General features: G+C 41.9%; 18 protein-coding genes. 9 read left to right on the top strand and 9 right to left on the bottom strand.

What is annotated here, in order from left to right:
* The first annotated feature begins 65 nt into the window (after positions 1-65).
* The 3 genes from BUC20_RS06585 to BUC20_RS06595 all read left to right on the top strand — a co-directional run bounded on the left by BUC20_RS06585 (position 66) and on the right by BUC20_RS06595 (position 3,509).
* A complete protein-coding gene (locus BUC20_RS06585; RefSeq protein ID WP_073228897.1) occupies positions 66-1,031 on the top strand; it encodes a KpsF/GutQ family sugar-phosphate isomerase in 966 nt (321 codons plus the stop codon).
* 14 nt (positions 1,032-1,045) lie between these two features.
* Positions 1,046-2,137: a mannose-1-phosphate guanylyltransferase gene (locus tag BUC20_RS06590; protein ID WP_073228900.1), complete on the top strand. Its 1,092-nt coding sequence runs from the start codon at positions 1,046-1,048 to the stop codon at positions 2,135-2,137.
* A 100-nt stretch (positions 2,138-2,237) separates the two neighbouring features.
* A complete protein-coding gene (locus tag BUC20_RS06595; protein ID WP_073228902.1) occupies positions 2,238-3,509 on the top strand; it encodes an Hsp70 family protein in 1,272 nt (423 codons plus the stop codon).
* Between the two features lie 76 nt (positions 3,510-3,585).
* Here the strand turns inward: BUC20_RS06595 and rlmB are convergent, their stop codons facing one another.
* Positions 3,586-4,353: a 23S rRNA (guanosine(2251)-2'-O)-methyltransferase RlmB gene (gene rlmB / locus BUC20_RS06600; RefSeq protein ID WP_073228905.1), complete on the bottom strand. Its 768-nt coding sequence runs from the start codon at positions 4,351-4,353 to the stop codon at positions 3,586-3,588.
* A gap of 210 nt (positions 4,354-4,563) precedes the next feature.
* On the opposite strand from rlmB, the gene dnaB reads away from it, so the two are divergent.
* Positions 4,564-6,132 (top strand): replicative DNA helicase, encoded by a 1,569-nt coding sequence (gene dnaB / locus BUC20_RS06605; protein ID WP_073228906.1) that lies wholly within the window; start codon positions 4,564-4,566, stop codon positions 6,130-6,132.
* Positions 6,133-6,140: 8 nt separating this feature from the next.
* On the opposite strand, the gene chrA is transcribed toward dnaB, so the two are convergent.
* Together chrA and BUC20_RS06615 are read right to left on the bottom strand one after the other, a co-directional pair.
* Entirely contained in the window at positions 6,141-7,340 is a 1,200-nt protein-coding gene (chrA, locus tag BUC20_RS06610) for a chromate efflux transporter (RefSeq protein WP_073228908.1), read from the bottom strand.
* An 11-nt stretch (positions 7,341-7,351) separates the two neighbouring features.
* Positions 7,352-7,687 (bottom strand): tetratricopeptide repeat protein, encoded by a 336-nt coding sequence (locus tag BUC20_RS06615; protein ID WP_073228911.1) that lies wholly within the window; start codon positions 7,685-7,687, stop codon positions 7,352-7,354.
* Between the two features lie 45 nt (positions 7,688-7,732).
* Here BUC20_RS06615 and BUC20_RS06620 point away from each other — a divergent pair, with 45 nt between their 5' ends.
* The 5 genes from BUC20_RS06620 to BUC20_RS06640 all read left to right on the top strand — a co-directional run bounded on the left by BUC20_RS06620 (position 7,733) and on the right by BUC20_RS06640 (position 12,565).
* Positions 7,733-8,470 (top strand): electron transfer flavoprotein subunit beta/FixA family protein, encoded by a 738-nt coding sequence (locus tag BUC20_RS06620; RefSeq protein ID WP_073228914.1) that lies wholly within the window; start codon positions 7,733-7,735, stop codon positions 8,468-8,470.
* A gap of 44 nt (positions 8,471-8,514) precedes the next feature.
* Complete coding sequence (locus BUC20_RS06625; RefSeq protein WP_073228917.1) at positions 8,515-9,486, top strand: electron transfer flavoprotein subunit alpha/FixB family protein; 972 nt, start codon at positions 8,515-8,517, stop codon at positions 9,484-9,486.
* A gap of 46 nt (positions 9,487-9,532) precedes the next feature.
* A complete protein-coding gene (locus tag BUC20_RS06630; protein WP_073228920.1) occupies positions 9,533-10,150 on the top strand; it encodes a bifunctional nuclease family protein in 618 nt (205 codons plus the stop codon).
* 72 nt (positions 10,151-10,222) lie between these two features.
* A complete protein-coding gene (locus tag BUC20_RS06635) occupies positions 10,223-11,488 on the top strand; it encodes a NupC/NupG family nucleoside CNT transporter (protein WP_073228923.1) in 1,266 nt (421 codons plus the stop codon).
* Positions 11,489-11,491: 3 nt separating this feature from the next.
* A complete protein-coding gene (locus BUC20_RS06640; protein WP_073228925.1) occupies positions 11,492-12,565 on the top strand; it encodes a DUF3667 domain-containing protein in 1,074 nt (357 codons plus the stop codon).
* A 77-nt stretch (positions 12,566-12,642) separates the two neighbouring features.
* Here BUC20_RS06640 and BUC20_RS06645 read toward each other — a convergent pair whose 3' ends face one another.
* The 6 genes from BUC20_RS06645 to BUC20_RS06670 form a co-directional block, all read right to left on the bottom strand.
* Positions 12,643-13,929, bottom strand: a complete 1,287-nt coding sequence (locus tag BUC20_RS06645) for a citrate synthase (protein WP_073228928.1) — start codon at positions 13,927-13,929, stop codon at positions 12,643-12,645.
* Positions 13,930-14,054: 125 nt separating this feature from the next.
* Positions 14,055-14,594 (bottom strand): DUF3347 domain-containing protein, encoded by a 540-nt coding sequence (locus tag BUC20_RS06650; RefSeq protein ID WP_073228930.1) that lies wholly within the window; start codon positions 14,592-14,594, stop codon positions 14,055-14,057.
* Positions 14,595-14,728: 134 nt separating this feature from the next.
* Positions 14,729-15,232 (bottom strand): hypothetical protein, encoded by a 504-nt coding sequence (locus tag BUC20_RS06655; protein WP_073228932.1) that lies wholly within the window; start codon positions 15,230-15,232, stop codon positions 14,729-14,731.
* 45 nt (positions 15,233-15,277) lie between these two features.
* Positions 15,278-16,213 (bottom strand): tRNA (adenosine(37)-N6)-dimethylallyltransferase MiaA, encoded by a 936-nt coding sequence (gene miaA / locus BUC20_RS06660; protein WP_073228934.1) that lies wholly within the window; start codon positions 16,211-16,213, stop codon positions 15,278-15,280.
* On the bottom strand, positions 16,214-17,071 hold the full coding sequence (locus tag BUC20_RS06665) for a hypothetical protein (protein WP_143166721.1): 858 nt from the start codon (positions 17,069-17,071) through the stop codon (positions 16,214-16,216).
* A complete protein-coding gene (locus tag BUC20_RS06670) occupies positions 17,059-17,439 on the bottom strand; it encodes a DUF1801 domain-containing protein (RefSeq protein WP_143166722.1) in 381 nt (126 codons plus the stop codon). The genes BUC20_RS06665 and BUC20_RS06670 overlap by 13 nt, the downstream gene beginning before the upstream one ends.
* Positions 17,440-17,591: the final 152 nt, after the last annotated feature.

Raw genomic sequence — 17,591 nt, forward strand, 5'->3', positions numbered from 1 at the left:
ATATTTACTTCAAAATAACATAATTTTGCACTAATTCAAAGCATCAATATACTAATTAATTCTGTTTGAAAAGTAAAAAATCTATTATCGGGGACGCAGTCAACACGTTACAGCTGGAAGCACAGTCTATTTTAGGCTTAATTGAGCATATAAATGATGATTTTATCCGCATTATCGACCATATTCTGCTATGTAAGGGCCGTGTTATTGTTACAGGAATAGGTAAAAGCGCCATTATCGCGCAGAAAATTGTTGCAACTTTCAATTCTACAGGCACTCCGTCGATTTTTATGCATGCTGCAGACGCCGTTCACGGTGACCTCGGAATGATCCAGAAAGACGACATTGTCATCTGTATTTCCAAAAGTGGAAACACCCCTGAAATCAAAGTCCTGGCTCCCCTGCTGAAACAATCAGGAAACCTGATGATCGGCATGGTAGGTCAGCTGAATTCGGAGCTTGCCCAACAGGCTGACCTCATCCTGAATACCACCGTGGCAAAGGAAGCCTGTCCGCATAACCTCGCCCCAACCACCAGCACTACGGCGCAACTGGCCATGGGTGATGCCCTTGCCATTTGTCTGCTGAATGCAAGAAATTTCAATGAAGAAGATTTTGGCAGGTACCATCCCGGAGGTGCATTGGGTAAAAGACTGTACCTGAAAGCCGGAGACATCGCCCTTAAAAACCAAAAACCAAGCATCGCTCCCTCCGCTTCTGTAAAAGATGTCATAATTGAAATTAGTCAAAACCGTTTAGGTGCAGTCGTTGTTGTTGAGGCAGATATGATTTTAGGAATTATTACTGACGGAGATATCAGGAGAATGTTAGAAAAACATACTAATTTAGCCGACATCAGAGCGAGCGACCTGATGAACCCTCATCCTAAAACCATTGAGAAAGAACTTCTGGCAATTAATGCACTGGAGCTGATTAAAGAAAATAACATTACCCAGTTATTGGTTACCGATGCTGGAGCTTATTTTGGGATGATACATTTACACGACCTTCTTCAGGAAGGTATAATTTAAGACTATAGTTTAGCATGAATAAAAATAATTACGCATTAATAATGGCTGGTGGCGTTGGCAGTCGATTTTGGCCGGTTAGCAGAACAGAATATCCCAAACAGTTCATTGATTTTTTTGGCATTGGAAGAACCCTTATCCAGAGTACTTATGAGCGTTTTCTAAAGATCTGTCCGCCAGAGAATATTTTTGTAGTGACGAATGAGATTTATAAAGATATTGTCAAAGAGCAGCTCCCTGAGTTAGCAGAAAACCAGATTCTTGCTGAACCGATCATGCGCAATACCGCACCCTGTGTTTCTTATGGTTCCATGAAAATCCTGAACCTCAACCCGGATGCGACAATTGTAGTAGCCCCATCAGATCATACCATCACCAATCAGGATGCTTTCATTGCAGCGATAGAACAATCTTTAAAAGCTGCAGCTGAGAACGACTGTCTGATTACACTAGGCATTAAACCAAGCAGACCTGATACCGGATATGGCTATATCCAGTATGTAGAAAATACCCTGAAGACAGACGATCATATCCATAAGGTTAAAATCTTTACAGAAAAGCCCAACCTGGAGCTTGCCAAATCTTTTATTCAGAGTGGTGATTTCTTGTGGAATGCAGGGATCTTTATCTGGTCGGCAAAGTCGATCACCGAAGCTTTCGCCAAGCACCTTCCGGAGATGCATGAGATCTTCTTACAGGGAAACCCGGTATACAACACCAGCAATGAAACTGAGTTCATTGGCGTGGCTTATCAGCAATGCACCAATATCTCTATAGATTTCGGAATCATGGAAAAAGCGGACAATGTATATGTACTGCCTGCCGATTTCGGATGGTCAGACCTGGGCACCTGGGCTTCAATTTATGATATTGCAGAACACGATTATGTAGGTAACGCGGTGATCCCGGCAGAGAAAGTGATGATGTTTGATTCCTCAAACTGCATGGTAAACGTCCCTAAAGACAAGCTGGTGATCCTTCAGGGACTCCATGACTACATTGTGGTAGAATCTAACAACACCCTGATGATCTGCCCCAGAACCGAAGAACAAAACATTAAACAGATTGTGGCCGATGTAAAATCTAAATTCGGCACAAAATACATATAACCAAGAGTTTACCTTTTCATAAGTACATCCGGATTTTAGCATTTGCCAGAATCCGGATGTATTGTTTTTAACATTCGTTGCCCCCAAATTTATCTTTACAATGAGTAAGTATTTATACGGAATTGACTTTGGTACCACCAATTCCGCCCTATCCATCTATGATGATGAAAAAAAAGAAATCATCTCTACGATTACCGTTCCCTCCATTTTATATTTCCAGAATGAGCTGAGTGCTGCAGAACCTGTCAGCTATTTTGTGGGTGAAGATGCCATTGCTGCCTACCTGAAAGATGGCATGAAAGGCAGGTTTATGAAATCTATCAAAAGAATTCTGCCAAGAAGCAGCTTTATAGAAACCCGCGTATACAATAAAAAATACAATGCTTCGGACCTGGTTACTTTAATTCTAAAGGACTTAAAACAGAAGGCAGACCTCATTATCGGAGAAGATTGCGGAAAAGCCATCATTGGCAGGCCTGTTTTCTTTGATGACGACAATACTTCAAAAGATGCCCTTGCACAGAAACGTTTAAGTAAAGCTGCAGAAAATGCGGGATTTACCAATATCCGCTTCCAGTTCGAACCGATAGGCGCAGCTTTTGCCTATGAAAAGACCATTACCAAAAAGGAAAAAGTACTCGTTGCCGATTTAGGCGGTGGTACGACAGATTTCACCTACCTCATCCTCGACCCTGCTAAAGTAGGCAGCAAAGACCGCAGGAATGACATCCTGGCCACCGGAGGTATTTATATTGGAGGAGACAGCTTTGATTCTTCTTTTATGTGGGACCGCGGAACGCCCCATTTCGGGAAAGACACCCTTTATGAAGCTGCTCCGGGTAAAATGTTAACCGTTCCCAATTCCTATTTCAGTAACATCTGCTCCTGGGAACAGATGAACTTTTTTAATGGATTAAGGGTAAGAAATGACCTTCAGAACTATTACCATTATTCAAAACAGCATCCGAAACTGAAAAACCTAATCACCCTGACCGACAATAACCTGGGGTATTCTCTTTTCCAGTCCATTGAAAAGACAAAAGTGCAGTTGTCGAAAACCGAAGCATCACCCTTTGTGTATAAAAAGATGGAAATAGAAATTGATGAGCAGGTTTCCATTGAGCAGTACAATACCATTATTCAGAAAGACCTGAGAAAGATCAACATATACCTCGATGAGTTTATCCTTAAACACCAGATCAAACCAGATGAAATCGACAGTTTATTCCTTACCGGAGGAACTTCCCTGGTAGCCGCAGTTAAAAACCTGTTTAACAACAAGTTTCCTGGAGTACCGGTAAATTCAGGAGATAATTTTATCAGTGTTGCCAAAGGATTGGCGTATAGCGGATATCTATTCGAAGAAGCTTAAAATTTTTTGGGGAGCTTCTTCAGGGCTCCCCAATATATCAGGTAATAAATATCAGCTTACAATTAACAGGTTCAGCTTACAACTGACGTTGTCTGATCGCTTCGTATAGAATTACTCCGGCAGAAACCGAAACATTCAATGAGCTGATTTCTCCGATCATCGGAATTTTGGCCAGATGGTTTGCCATTCTCATGATCTCATTAGAAATCCCTTCATCCTCCGCTCCCATTACAATTGCAGTAGGCACGGTATAATCAGGTGCATAAATCAAATCGTTTGTTTTCTCGGTACAGGCTACAATCTGTAAACCACAATCCTGTAAAAACAGGGCGGTTTTATGAAGATTCGGGTGCCTGCAAACCGGAATGGTAAATAAGGCTCCGGCAGAAGTTTTGATCGCATCTGCATTGATCTGAGCCGAGTTTTTTGTAGGTACCACAATCGCATGAACCCCTGCACAGGCAGCAGTTCTGGCAATTGCCCCCATGTTACGCACATCGGTGATGCCGTCCAGGATCAGAATTAAAGGAGTTTCCCCTTTTTCATAAACCGCAGGAATGATGTCTTCAATTTTCTGGAAAGTTATAGAAGAGATCACCGCAATTACACCCTGGTGATTTTTCTGTGTCATCCGGTTTAGTTTCTCTACCGGCACATTGTGAATCGGCGCGTCCACATCCTTCAGAAGGGCTTTCAACTCCAGCATCAACTCTCCTGACAAGCCGCGCTGAACATAAATACTTTCAATATCTTTAGCCGCTTTAATTGCTTCTATTACAGCACGTATACCAAATACGAATTCATTATTTTCTTTCGCTCTCGGGGCTCTCCTGGAATTTTCCATCTTTCTTAAAATTGAAGCGCAAAAATAGCTGAAATATTGCGATTAAAGGAATCCTATTTTTTCATAGCGCTAAGTCCGTCTTATCCACATAGTTCTGTTGGAAAATAAGTTCGATTTGGCAGGGCGATGGTAGAATTCCGGTATTTGTTCTTTTTAAATGTTCATAAAAGAATTAAGCAAAGGACCTAATTTTTCCATATTTTTGTGCCTATGAGTAACGATAACGGAAATCAGGGACAAGACAAAGCAAACTTCACTGCCAGAAAGAACAGGTTGAGCAATTCCATGAACACCATGGGAAAGATACCACCGCAGGCATTAGACCTTGAAGAGGCTGTCCTTGGGGCTTTGATGTTAGAAAAAGATGCCCTTTCTACAGTAATTGACATCTTAAAACCAGAAGTTTTTTATGCAGAAGCGCATAAGAAGATTTTTGAAGCCATTGCCTTATTGTTCCAGAAATCAAAACCCGTAGATATCTTAACGGTAACTTCAGAACTCAGAAACCTTGGGCAACTGGAAATGGTGGGTGGTGCTTATTATATCACCAACCTGACCAATAGAGTTGCTTCGGCAGCAAACATAGAATACCATGCCCGGATCATCTCCCAGAAATACATCCAGCGCGAACTCATCAGGATCTCTTCTGAAATTATTCAGAATGCCTACGAGGACACCACCGATATTTTCGACTTGTTAGACCATGCAGAGAAAAACCTGTTTGACATTGCTCAGAACAACCTCCGCAGGGATACGCAGAAAATGGACGAGATTGTAAAACAATCCCTGGCCACTTTAGAGGAACTTCGTGGAAAGAGCGATGGATTAACCGGTGTACCTTCCGGATTTACTGACCTCGACCGGATTACCGGTGGATGGCAGCCTTCAGATCTGGTGATCATCGCTGCACGTCCGGCGATGGGAAAGACCGCATTCGTACTAACCTGTGCCAGAAATGCCGCCGTAGATTTTAAACGTGCAGTAGTGGTATTCTCCCTGGAGATGTCCTCGGTACAGTTGGTGAATCGTTTGATTTCCGGAGAAACGGAGATTGAACAGGAAAAGATCAGAAAAGGAAATCTGGCTGAATGGGAATGGCAACAGCTCCACAGTAAAATAGGTACCTTAACCGAAGCGCCATTATTAATTGATGATACCCCGGCACTAAATATCTTTGAGTTCAGGGCAAAATGCAGAAGGTTAAAATCACAATACGACTTACAACTGATCATCATCGATTACTTGCAGCTGATGCATGGTAAAGGTGAAGGTGGTGGTGGTAACAGGGAGCAGGAAATTGGTAGTATCTCCAGAGCTTTGAAATCTGTTGCCAAAGAGTTAAACGTTCCCGTACTGGCACTCTCTCAGCTGAGTCGTGCGGTAGAGAGCAGACCCGGACAAAATGGTAAACGCCCGATGCTATCGGATTTACGTGAATCTGGTTCCATTGAGCAGGATGCGGATATGGTGCTCTTCCTGTACAGACCGGAATATTACGGGATTACGGAAGATGAGCAGGGACGTTCACAGGCAGGTATCGGTGAGGTAATTATCGCAAAACACCGTAACGGTGAAACCGGAATTGTACCATTACGCTTTATTGGTAAATACGTTAAGTTTGCGGATCTGGAGGAAAACTTCTCTGCACCTACGTCCTTCTCTATGGAAAGCCCGAGTGCAGGCATGCAGCCTTCTCAGGATTTTGACAGACCAGCAGGAAATGTCATCATCAAGCCTTCCAGAATGGACGACATGAACGATGATGACGCACCGTTCTAATCAGAAGATCAAATGAAATAACCTAATAAGATTCCCGCCAGAACAATTAATGGCGGGCTTATTCTGGTAAAATGAAGCACCAGAAAGGTTCCCGTCATCACGCCTATCCCCATCAGGTTTAAGCCCATTGGTTTCACCAAGAGGATAAATGCGGCAATGATAAAGCCCACGCTCACGGCATTAATACCAGTCATAGAATATTTGATGCGGGAGATCTTTTTAAGGTCCTCCCAAAAGGGAACAATGAACAGGACCAGGATGAGTCCCGGCAGATTGATGCCCATTACGGCGACCAGACCACCCAAAATCTGCCCCGTTAAGCCATAACCAAAAGTTTTCATACTCAGGGCCCCCACATAACTTGTAAAAGAGAAAGTTGGTCCGGGTAAGGCCTGCTGAAGTGCAAATCCTGAGAGGAAGCTCGGGCCGTTCAGGTAATGTTTCATTTCTACGAACTCGGTAAACATTAAAGGCACGAGTACTTGTCCGCCGCCAAAAATAAGGATCCCGTTTCTGTAAAAATTTTCAAACAACCTGATGGGTAAACTAAAAGGCGAAGTCCGGTTGATGATGGCCCCCAGCAAAGAAAACAACAACAATACACTGATAAAATAACTCAGTTTTTTAGGGTTGATGTTGGAGAATAGTTTTACCCGCAGGTCGCTTTCCTCCTTTGGGGTACCAATGGCCGAAGAGATCATCCCTCCTATTAAAATAGCAATGGGAAATACATAAGCATTTCTCAGCACTAATGTCACAATGACCGCAGCAACGGCCAGAAAAATGGTCAACTGGGACACCAGCACCCTTTTGGCGAGGTTAAAAGCACCAAAAGCCACAATCCCAAGGGCGATGGGCTGCATGTATTCCAGGATAGTACTGAATTTTTGCTTCTGGTCCCATTTCGCAAAACTGATGGCTGCAAAGGTCATCACTGCCGCAGAGGGGATGATCCAGATCAGAAAGGTAATAATGGAAAGTTTTAACCCGCCTACCTTATAGGCAATGCCCACCAGTGTTTGTGTGGAGGCCGGCCCGGGCAGGACCTGCGCAAGGGCATTGAGTTCCAGCAATTCCTCTTCAGAAATGTACCTGACATTTTTCACAAAGTACTTTAACAGTAAGGCGAGATGTGCCTGTGCACCGCCAAAGGCAGTAAACGTAAATAAAAACACATCCCTGATAAACAGCAGTTGTCTTTTGCTCAATTGAATAAAGGTTAATCGTCCTCGTAATCTAAACCTGCTGCAGAATTATAAGCCCCCTGTAATTCAGAAAAGGCATGCATGTCTCTTTTGTTTCTGGCCACGGCCATCCCCTTCTGATACACTGGAAGCGCAGTTTCCTTTTGTCCCTGTTTTTCATATAATTTGCCCAAATGGTAATATGTCCCAACATAATCCGGATGGTCATTGGTGAGTTTCAGGTAATATTCAAATGCCTTTTCTGTGTCATTTGAATTGTTGTATTCGGTCGCTAAAGCGTATAGAACGAATGGATCATTAGGATCATTGGATAAAAACTCCAATAACTTTGCTAATCGGGTACTTTGCATTTTAATTCCCTGCTTTTTTAATTAGATTTGCAAAAAGACAATTTTATGAAAATATTAGTTTGTATCAGTAATGTGCCCGACACAACGACAAAAATAACTTTTACTAACGATAATACACAATTCAATACATCAGGAGTCTCATTTATTGTGAATCCATATGATGAAATTGCCTTATCAAGAGCAATTGAGCTGTGTGCCGGTGGTAAAGGAACCGTTACCGTTATCAATGTTGGAGAAAGCGTCACAGAACCAACCATAAGAAAAGCACTGGCTATCGGAGCCGATGATGCGGTCAGAATCAACGCTGACCCGAGAGATGCTTATTTCACTGCTTATCAGATCGCTGAATACGCGAAAACCACTGATTATGACATGATCCTTTGCGGTCGTGAATCTATTGATTACAATGGATCACAGGTGGCGGCAATGGTTGGCGAATTTTTAGACATCCCTTCTATTTCTATCATTAAGAAATTAGATTATGATGGAACTACTGCAACCATCGAACGCGAGATCGAAGGTGGTAAAGAAGTGGTTTCTGTAAGCGGCAAATTCATTGCAAGTTGTGCTGAAGGAACAGCAGTTGCCACCATCCCTAATATGAGAGGCATCATGTCTGCAAGATCTAAACCTCTTCAGGTTGTAGAAGCTAAAGAAATCGCACAAATATCAAAAGTACAACAGTTTGACACTCCTCCTCCGCGTGGTGCCGTTAAATTGGTTCCTGCAGAAGAAACAGAAAAATTAATCGGCCTTCTACATACAGAAGCTAAGGTTATCTAAGCTTTCTATTTCACAGTTTAAAAAATTTATTTAATAAAGATCTTATGTCAGTTTTAGTATATGTAGAACAAGTCGATGGTAAGTTTAAGAAATCTGTTTTCGAAGCAGTATCTTATGCTAAAGCCATTGCAGATATACAAGGAAGTAGTTTAACCGCGATATCTATTGGTAATGTTGGAGAAGCTGAACTTAAGGAGCTTGGTAAATACGGCGCTTCTAAAGTTTTAAATGTTGCTAACGACCAGTTGAAAAACTTCGTTAACCAGGCTTATGCCTCAGTAATCGCTGAAGCAGCAAAGAAAGAAAATGCAGCAGTAGTGGTATTGTCTAACTCTTTCTCCGGAAAAGGTTTGGCTCCACGTATTGCCGTGAAACTGGAAGCAGGATTAGTGGATGGTGCAGTAGAATTGCCAAAATTAGACGGAGGTCAGTTTTTAGTGAAGAAAACAGCTTTCTCAGGTAAAGCTTTTGCCATTACAGAATTGACTTCAGCTGTTAAAGTGATTGCCTTAAACCCAAATGCATTTGGCGTAAAAGAAGCTGCTGTTGAGGCAACAGTTGAGGCTTACAGCCCGGAAATCAAATCAACAGACTTCAGTGCTATTGTTAAAGAAATTGTAAGGGCAACCAACAAAGTTTCTTTACCGGATGCAGAATTGGTAGTTTCAGCAGGAAGGGGTTTAAAAGCTCCGGAAAACTGGGGAATGATCGAAGAGCTGGCTAATTTATTAGGTGCAGCTACTGCTTGTTCTAAACCGGTATCTGATGCAGACTGGAGACCACATTCTGAGCACGTTGGACAAACAGGAATTGCGATCAGTCCAAACCTGTACATTGCGATCGGCATTTCCGGAGCAATCCAGCATTTGGCGGGAGTAAGTTCTTCTAAAGTAATTGTAGTGATCAATATTGATCCTGAAGCACCTTTCTTTAAGGTTGCTGACTACGGAATCGTGGGTGATGCCTTTGTGGTAGTCCCTAAATTAATTGAAGCTTTAAAAGCACATAAAGGTTAATTGAATACCCGGCTGAAGCGCTTGTTTTGGCCGGGTATTATTTAATATGAAAAAAGTAAAACTCGACATTATTGGTTTGTCCTACAGCCAAACCCAATCAGGAGCTTATGCCCTGGTTCTTGGTGAAGTAAATGGCAGAAGACGTTTACCGATTATTATTGGTGCGTTTGAAGCACAGGCTATTGCCATAGAAATTGAGAAAATGGTCCCTAGCCGGCCATTAACTCATGATCTGTTTAAAACCTTCGCTCAGACCTACAACGTACAAATCACAGAAATCCTCATATACAATCTCGTAGAAGGTGTTTTCTTTGCAAAATTAATTTGTACCGACGGCGAAAATATCCAGGAAATTGACGCGAGAACTTCTGATGCCATTGCATTAGCGGTCCGCTTTAATGCCACCATCTACACTTACGAATTTATCCTCTCTTCTGCAGGCATCGTCATTGAAGGCAATGACTTCCTGTTTCTGGAGAACATGGAAAATATTCCCAAAGATCAGGGCTCTGAAGACATAGGTGCTTCTATCCCGGGCGCTAACTATAAATCTCTTAGCATAGAGGAGTTAAATCAAAAACTTCAGGAGGCAATTGCCGAAGAAGCTTATGAGAAAGCGGCAAGAATACGCGATGAACTAAGTAAAAGAAATTCAGACAAATAGTTCATTATTTATAAGTTTATCAGCATATTTATTTTTTAGTTTTTAACTAACCAAACTTTATCCAAACCATTTATGGAGCGTTTCCACGGAGTAATAGGCATCATTCTGATTTTAGCCATTGCTTACCTATTCTCAAACAATAAGAAAAAGATCAATTACAGACTCGTTTTAAGTGGTCTTACCCTCCAGATTCTTATTGCAGTATTAATATTACGCGTTACCGCAGTTCAGCATTTTTTCGAATTCCTTGGTAAAGGGATGCAGAAGATCGAAGAGTTCGCAAAAAAAGGAGTTGATTTCGTATATGGCGGAGTCGCTACCATCGGCTTTGATGGTACTGCCCAGCGATACGAAACGCCACACAGTTTTGTTTTTGCATTTAACGTGACCGCAACCATTATCCTGGTTTGCGTACTCGTAGCTATATTTTATCATTTCGGGATCATGCAGCGTATCGTTGCTGTGATTGCCAAAGGAATGAACTTCATCATGCGTGTGAGCGGTGCTGAAGCCCTGAGCAACGTTGCCAGTGCCTTTGTTGGCCAGGTAGAAGCTCAGGTAATGATCAGACCTTACCTTAAAGGGATGACAAAGAGTGAGCTCCTCGCCTCCATGAGCGGGAGTCTGGCCTGTATTGCCGGTGGAATCCTGATTGTATACGCCAATATGGGTGCACAGGCAGGAATGAACCTGGCCCCAAAACTGATCATGGCCAGCTTAATGGCTGCACCTGGAGCATTGATCATTTCCAAAATTATTTTCCCGGAAACTGAAGTTTCTCAGACCATGGGCAAAGTAAAGCTGGAAGTGAAAAGTGAATATACCAACCTGATTGATGCAATTTCGCATGGTGCAGGTGAAGGTTTCAAGATCGCCATGAACGTGATTGCCATGTTGATCGGCTTTATTGCCCTGATTGCATTGGTAGATTGGACGCTGATCAATATTGGTCATATTTTTAATCCCGACTTCAACCTGTCGCTGGACTGGATCTTTGGTAAATTGTTCTATCCTTTTGCCTGGTCAATGGGAATTCCAAATGAGGATGTCAGCAATGCCGCTACCCTGCTTGGACAAAAATTAACGGTAAACGAATTTTTAGCTTTTAAAAACCTGACCTCTAAAGCAGTGCCTATCGTAACGGATAAAGGATTGCTGATCATCAGTATTGCCATTTGTGGTTTTGCCAACTTTAGCAGTGTCGGCATGCAGATCGGCGGAATTGGTGCCCTTGCCCCGGAACGTCGTGCAGATTTAGCCAAACTGGGTGTAAAAGCCTTATTATGTGGAACATTAGCCTCTTACTTATCAGCGTCTATCGCTGGAATTTTAATGTAATATATGTCTGGAAGATATCGTAAGGAAAAAAACTGTTTAAATTGCGGTCATACTGTTGAAGATCATTTCTGTCCGCATTGCGGACAGGAAAACATCATCGTAGAAGAAGATGCTTTACACATGATCGTTCATGCGACAGCCGATTATTTTCATTTTGAGTCGAAGTTCTTCGGTACGATAAAACCGCTGTTAGTAAAACCAGGCTGGCTTACACAACAATATGTAGCCGGTAAAAGGGTTTCTTTCATCCACCCGATCCGCTTATATATTTTTGTGAGTATTGTTTTCTTTCTGGTCATCCTTAGTGGTGGGCATAAAGCAGAGAAGCATATAAAAGAGGCTCCGGAAGCAAAGACGGAAAAACAGAAAAAAGACAGCCTTCCAAAAGATGGCCTGACGATATTTAAAGAAGGCATGTCCCGTGTGCCAATGCCCGGAAAACTGAGGGACAGCGTCATTAGCAACATCAACAAAAACGCAGGTAACCGCGAGAAAGAAAAAGAATCTGACATCGCATACTTTGACATCGACGACATGGTTCGCTCCAACGAATTTGCCACTCCTGAGGAATATGACAAGTATCAGAAAACCTTACCTAAAGAAAAAAGGGATGGTTTCATTGAGAACTATTTCAAAAAAAGAGGAATAGAGCTTCAGGATTATCCCGGAGATGTTGGTAAAAAGATGGTAGAAGATTTTGTTCATAACCTTCCAAAGATGATGTTCCTGCTGCTTCCTTTGTTTGCAATCCTTTTAAAATTGGTATACATCCGTAAAAAGAAGTATTATTATGAACACCTGATTTACTCCTTTCACCTTCATTCCGCCTTATTCCTGAGTGTATTGATCACCTTGTTACTGAGCTGGGTCACAGGCTTCCTGTTTGATTCCGGTCTATTCTTTCAATGGGTATGTTTCTTTTACATCATGTGGTACATCTACAGGTCTTTACGCACTTTTTATGGAAGTAAACGCTGGGTAACTGCATTTAAGATCTTCTTCCTTTTTATTGGGTACACCATCCTGGTAAGCATCACCTCCCTGATCGGAATTGCCTTATCAGTAGTACTGATGTAAGAAAATCAAAATATTAGTTATAAAAAAACCGCTGACCATATTGATCAGCGGTTTTTTTGTGCTCCTGAATCAGGAGACTATCTGTTTTTAATATCTGTAAAGTCTCTGTTGGTATGACCTACATAGATCTGACGTGGACGACCGATAGGTTCTTTGTTCTCATGCATCTCTTTCCATTGTGCAATCCATCCCGGTAAGCGGCCTAAGGCAAACAATACCGTGAACATATCTGTAGGGAAGCCTAAAGCTCTGTAAATGATTCCTGAGTAGAAATCTACGTTAGGATACAGTTTACGTTCTACAAAATAAGAATCGTTTAATGCAGCTTCTTCCAGTTTCTTGGCAATTTCTAGAACAGGATCATTGATGCCTAATTTCTCCAGGATTTCATCACATGCTTTTTTGATGATTTTAGCTCTTGGATCAAAGTTTTTGTAAACCCTGTGGCCAAAGCCCATCATACGGAAAGGATCGTTTTTATCTTTTGCTTTGTTGATCCATTTTTCTGTATCTCCACCATCTTCTTTAATTCTTTCCAGCATCTCGATCACCGCCTGGTTTGCACCACCGTGAAGCGGGCCCCATAATGCAGCGATACCAGCAGATACAGAAGCATAAAGGTTACAGTCTGATGAACCTACCATTCTTACTGTCGAAGCAGAGCAGTTCTGCTCATGATCAGCATGAAGGATCAATAAAGTGTTCATTGCTTTTACCACTACCGGATCAATTTCCACCTCTTCAGTACGCTGACCGAAGATCATGTTTAAGAAATTGCTTACGTAATCGTATTTATTTTTAGGATAGATCAGCGGATGACCTAAAGATTTTTTATAAATGAAAGATACGATGGTCGGGAACTTTGCCAGTAATTTGATCATGGTCAGGTCCATCGTTTCCGGATCAGAGTTTGCATTTAAAGATTCCGGATAGAAGGTAGACAATGAGCACACCAAAGATGCCAGTTGTGCCATTGGATGAGATTTCGAAGGATATCCATCCAAAAACTTCTTCATGTCTTCATGAATCAGTGTATGACGGCTGATCGAAGCCTGAAAATCATCCAGTTGTTTTTGATTGGGTAAATCGCCATATATAAGCAGGTAGGCCACTTCCAGGAAAGTTGATTTTTCTGCAAGCTCCTCGATTGGATAACCGCGGTATTTTAAAATTCCCTGTTCACCGTCTAAAAAGGTAATTGCACTTTTCGTGGATCCCGTGTTCTTGTAACCCAGGTCTAAGGTAATGTAACCTGTTAAATCTCTAAGCTTTGAAATATCTATAGACTTCTCCCCTTCGGTACCTGTAATAACGGGAAATTCATAGACTTTTCCGTCAATCTTAATTTCTGCAATATCTGACATATATATATCTTAAATTTATAATAAACAAAACTAGCTAATCCTTTTTGATTAGCATTTAATCAGCTATAACAAAGCTGTTAAATAATTATTAAATGTGAGTCAAATCCAAGTAAGAATCCGAGATTCTATTTGGCGGGTTTAAGTTCTTCAAGAACAGCACCACACTCCATCATTTCATCCCCATAATATGGATTCTGGATTTTCTTTTCTGAAGCCAGCCAATCGCCTCCATCTCCGTTATTTGCCATTGGGCAATGTTGAACGTAAATAGATCCTTTTTCGATGTCCGCATGTTTAAACATGGCGATCAGATCGGCACTAAGGGCAGTAAAGTCTTTTCTTTGGGCAGCAAGATCTTTGGCACCTGCGATTTTTTCTGCAGTAAGGGCAGTATTCTCACATCCTTTATGCGCGGATAGCTTTGTTTTCAGCTCAGCCGCTGTTTTCTTTGCATCTTCAAACTTGGAGCTGACGAGTGCATTCTTTAAAGAGAGGTAACCATTGTAAATGGCCTGTACATTGGCATCTTTTAACTGAACACTAACTGTTGCAGTTTCTGTTTCTTTGCTTGTAGCAGTACTGTCAGCACTTAAAGCCACTTTTTGGTTAGTGTTTGTACAGGATGTAGCAATCATAATTGCCGCTACAGCGAGGTATCTTTTCATATAAGTGTATTAGTTTTTATGAATAACAGATCTATGATATTCTGTTTTTTGGTTAAATTACCATTTTAAATTTAAATAAGTAAAAAAGCCCCCGAAAAAATCGGAGGCTTAGTGTAATTAAGTCTTTTACAGACCTATAATTTAAAGCCATAAGCCACACGTAATGCGACCTGACCAGTGTTCAGACCGTCCTTAGGCAAACCTTCATACTTTACACCAAGATCAAGGCCATTACTCCATGCATAACCTATTGCTGGAGAATAAAGGAAGGAAGTTCCTGAGTTTTTGGTCACCCCAAAGGCGGCACCGACCTCCCCCATACCATAAAGACCAGATCCACTGGGATCAAAAAATACTTTGATACCAGCTTTCAATGGAATATATCCATAATCAGGGATATCTATATTGTTAATTGTTTTGCCAATAAAATGGGTATAACCTGTTGTTACAGGAATAGACACTTGTTTGGAAACGTCAAATTGCATTCTTGCATCGGCACCAATTGCGAAACTGTAACCATCGCTGGTTGGAATACCTAAATTAACACCTACACCAAGTTTTTGCGCATTAACATCCGTACTTAAAAATAAGGCTACTGCAGCTACTGCTGAAGCCATAAAGGTGGTAGACTTTTTCATACCATAGCCTTTGCAAAATGCATGCCACCCACCCATTTACGCCCTTTAAACGGCCTTATGCTGCATATAGGCATCCAGCACCTGCGCAAATAACTGATCGGGATCCTGATCAGTATCGAACCAGTGAATGTCCACCCCATCCTTTTCCATCTTCCTGAAAAAGGTCATCTGGCGTTTTGCAAACTGGCATATCGCTGTTCCAAGTTGCAATTTCAGTTCTGCCTCATTTAAGGTTCCCGACAGATAAGCGACGATAAACTTATACTCCAGTCCATAAAAAGTAAGCACTTCCGGATCTACTCCTTTTTCCAGAAGCCCTTTTACTTCCTCCACCATCCCCTCTTTCAGCCGGTCGTCCAGCCTGCGAAGGATCTTTTTTCTGCGAAGACCGACTTCAGAAGTAAGCCCAACGACAAAAGGTTGGATCGATGGCCTTTTGACCGCAACCAGTTCATGATGACTTAAATATTCTGCGATCTCTATTGCCCTGATCAGTCTCTTAAAAGAAGACAGGTCCGCATGACGGGTCAATTCAGGAGGATAAGTTTTTAGCAGGGTTCTTAATCCTTCAATATCTTTTAACCTTAATTCTGCCCGAAGGGCTTCATTTACGGGAATTGCCGTATACTCATGGTCCTGGAAAATGCTGTGCATGTACATTCCTGTCCCCCCACATAGGATGGGCAGGATTTTTTTTGCAGTCAGCGTTTCAAAAATCTGGTAAAAATCTTCTTTGAATTCATTGACATTATACTTGCCACCAGCTTCCCTGATGTTGATGAGGTGATAAGGTATCTGTTTGCCGTTGATCTGGTATTCCTCCAGGTCTTTTCCTGTACCAATGTCCATATCTTTGAACACCTGCCTGCTGTCGGCACTGATCAGTTCGCCCTGAAGCGCATCGGCCAGCCTTACCGCCAGTTTCGTTTTTCCGGAAGCTGTTGGGCCTAATACGACCAATAGTGGGTGCTGCTGCTCCATTTATAAGTATAAGATGTATTTTAAGTTTCCGGTATTGAAGACCCGGACGTAATCATTTTCTAAAAGATATTGTTGTTGTTCCTGCAAACTGAGTTCTTTTAAATCAGCTTGCAAAGCAGCCGGTAACCGATGACTAAAACTTCTTTTAAAGTCTTTTCTATTTAACCAGATGGCCACAGCCGGAGATTCCTTCACGAGCTTAAAACCGGATAAATCATAGGCATTACCCAAAGACCAGTCTTTATCGGCATAGCTCATGAGGTCGTTCGGTTGCACCAGGTTGATAAAATGCTTTAACAATTTACTGAAGCCTCCGGTAACGGTAAACCCAATGAGGCTCGCAAAACGGATCAGTTCGTAAGAACGGTAATCCGGAGCAATCCTGTTCATCGGCCTGCCCCCGCTAAATAAAGCCACTGCAACCATCTCCCCATCGATGCTCAGCGCAAATTTATATTTAGCTTTCGCTGATGCCTGTAAATGGTTCTCTTTTAAAAAGTCATCGGCCTCTGCCTGATTGATCACCAGGACTTTTGCTTTGCGCCCATGAAGGGTTTTATTTAAGCCCAGGATAGAGCCTATCCTGCCCAGGACCTGCATACTCCTGGTTTTCCAGATGTCTTCCCATAAATGAACGAGGTAAATGTTTTTCTTTTGATAATCTGCCTGAAGACGGATCAGGTTTTCCGGATCAACCTCAGTTTGTAAAGATACCATATTGATGACCACCTGTCCTTTATCCAGTAAAATCAAGGAAGACTGCTCTTCTTTAAAGGCAATGTCTTCTTTACAGGCAATGCCCCTTTCCTTTAATGCGGCAATAAAATCTAATTGCCATTCTGTTGTTATGCTACCCAATCCTTTTCCTTATATAATCTATACCCCTCGGCCAATGCACTTTCAATCATCGACAGGAGTTCTTCATCCAGCTGTTTGATATGAAAGCAGGACTTTCCTTTTAACAATTTCAACAGTTTCGGATCAAAAACAGCCTTCATCTCCGGCTCGGCATACACCGGCATATAATAAAACCCTACATGGTTCTTTTGAATCACCACACTGGCAAAAAACACTTCTGTTCTTTTCCGGCCCTCAATCACTACATTCTTATCACTCCACAATTCATATACAGTTTCACTATTTACGCGGTTACTGAACCCTAAGGTAGCGTAAGGCTGTAATGCAGCCCTGATCGTTTGAAATATTTCTACAAAATCTGTTTTCATGAGCATAAGGTTTATTTCAATAACAGGTTTTCTCAGATATTGTTTATCACTCCTCAACAGAAAAATAAAATCAGGGCAGCCCATGAAGCAACAGGTAAAAATACAGAAAATAAGGGAAAGATAAAGATAGCATAGCGCAGCCTCCTTCGGTC

This window comes from Pedobacter caeni (assembly GCF_900129215.1).
Lineage (GTDB): Bacteria > Bacteroidota > Bacteroidia > Sphingobacteriales > Sphingobacteriaceae > Pedobacter > Pedobacter caeni.

Coding starts and splice junctions, on each gene's coding strand:
- BUC20_RS06590 (WP_073228900.1), top strand. CDS start 1,046: ATGAATAAAAATAATTACGCATTAATAATGGCTGGTGGCGTTGGCAGT.
- BUC20_RS06595 (WP_073228902.1), top strand. CDS start 2,238: ATGAGTAAGTATTTATACGGAATTGACTTTGGTACCACCAATTCCGCC.
- rlmB (WP_073228905.1), bottom strand. CDS start 4,353: ATGGAAAATTCCAGGAGAGCCCCGAGAGCGAAAGAAAATAATGAATTC.
- dnaB (WP_073228906.1), top strand. CDS start 4,564: ATGAGTAACGATAACGGAAATCAGGGACAAGACAAAGCAAACTTCACT.
- BUC20_RS06615 (WP_073228911.1), bottom strand. CDS start 7,687: ATGCAAAGTACCCGATTAGCAAAGTTATTGGAGTTTTTATCCAATGAT.
- BUC20_RS06620 (WP_073228914.1), top strand. CDS start 7,733: ATGAAAATATTAGTTTGTATCAGTAATGTGCCCGACACAACGACAAAA.
- BUC20_RS06625 (WP_073228917.1), top strand. CDS start 8,515: ATGTCAGTTTTAGTATATGTAGAACAAGTCGATGGTAAGTTTAAGAAA.
- BUC20_RS06630 (WP_073228920.1), top strand. CDS start 9,533: ATGAAAAAAGTAAAACTCGACATTATTGGTTTGTCCTACAGCCAAACC.
- BUC20_RS06635 (WP_073228923.1), top strand. CDS start 10,223: ATGGAGCGTTTCCACGGAGTAATAGGCATCATTCTGATTTTAGCCATT.
- BUC20_RS06640 (WP_073228925.1), top strand. CDS start 11,492: ATGTCTGGAAGATATCGTAAGGAAAAAAACTGTTTAAATTGCGGTCAT.
- BUC20_RS06645 (WP_073228928.1), bottom strand. CDS start 13,929: ATGTCAGATATTGCAGAAATTAAGATTGACGGAAAAGTCTATGAATTT.
- BUC20_RS06650 (WP_073228930.1), bottom strand. CDS start 14,594: ATGAAAAGATACCTCGCTGTAGCGGCAATTATGATTGCTACATCCTGT.
- BUC20_RS06655 (WP_073228932.1), bottom strand. CDS start 15,232: ATGAAAAAGTCTACCACCTTTATGGCTTCAGCAGTAGCTGCAGTAGCC.
- miaA (WP_073228934.1), bottom strand. CDS start 16,213: ATGGAGCAGCAGCACCCACTATTGGTCGTATTAGGCCCAACAGCTTCC.
- BUC20_RS06670 (WP_143166722.1), bottom strand. CDS start 17,439: ATGAAAACAGATTTTGTAGAAATATTTCAAACGATCAGGGCTGCATTA.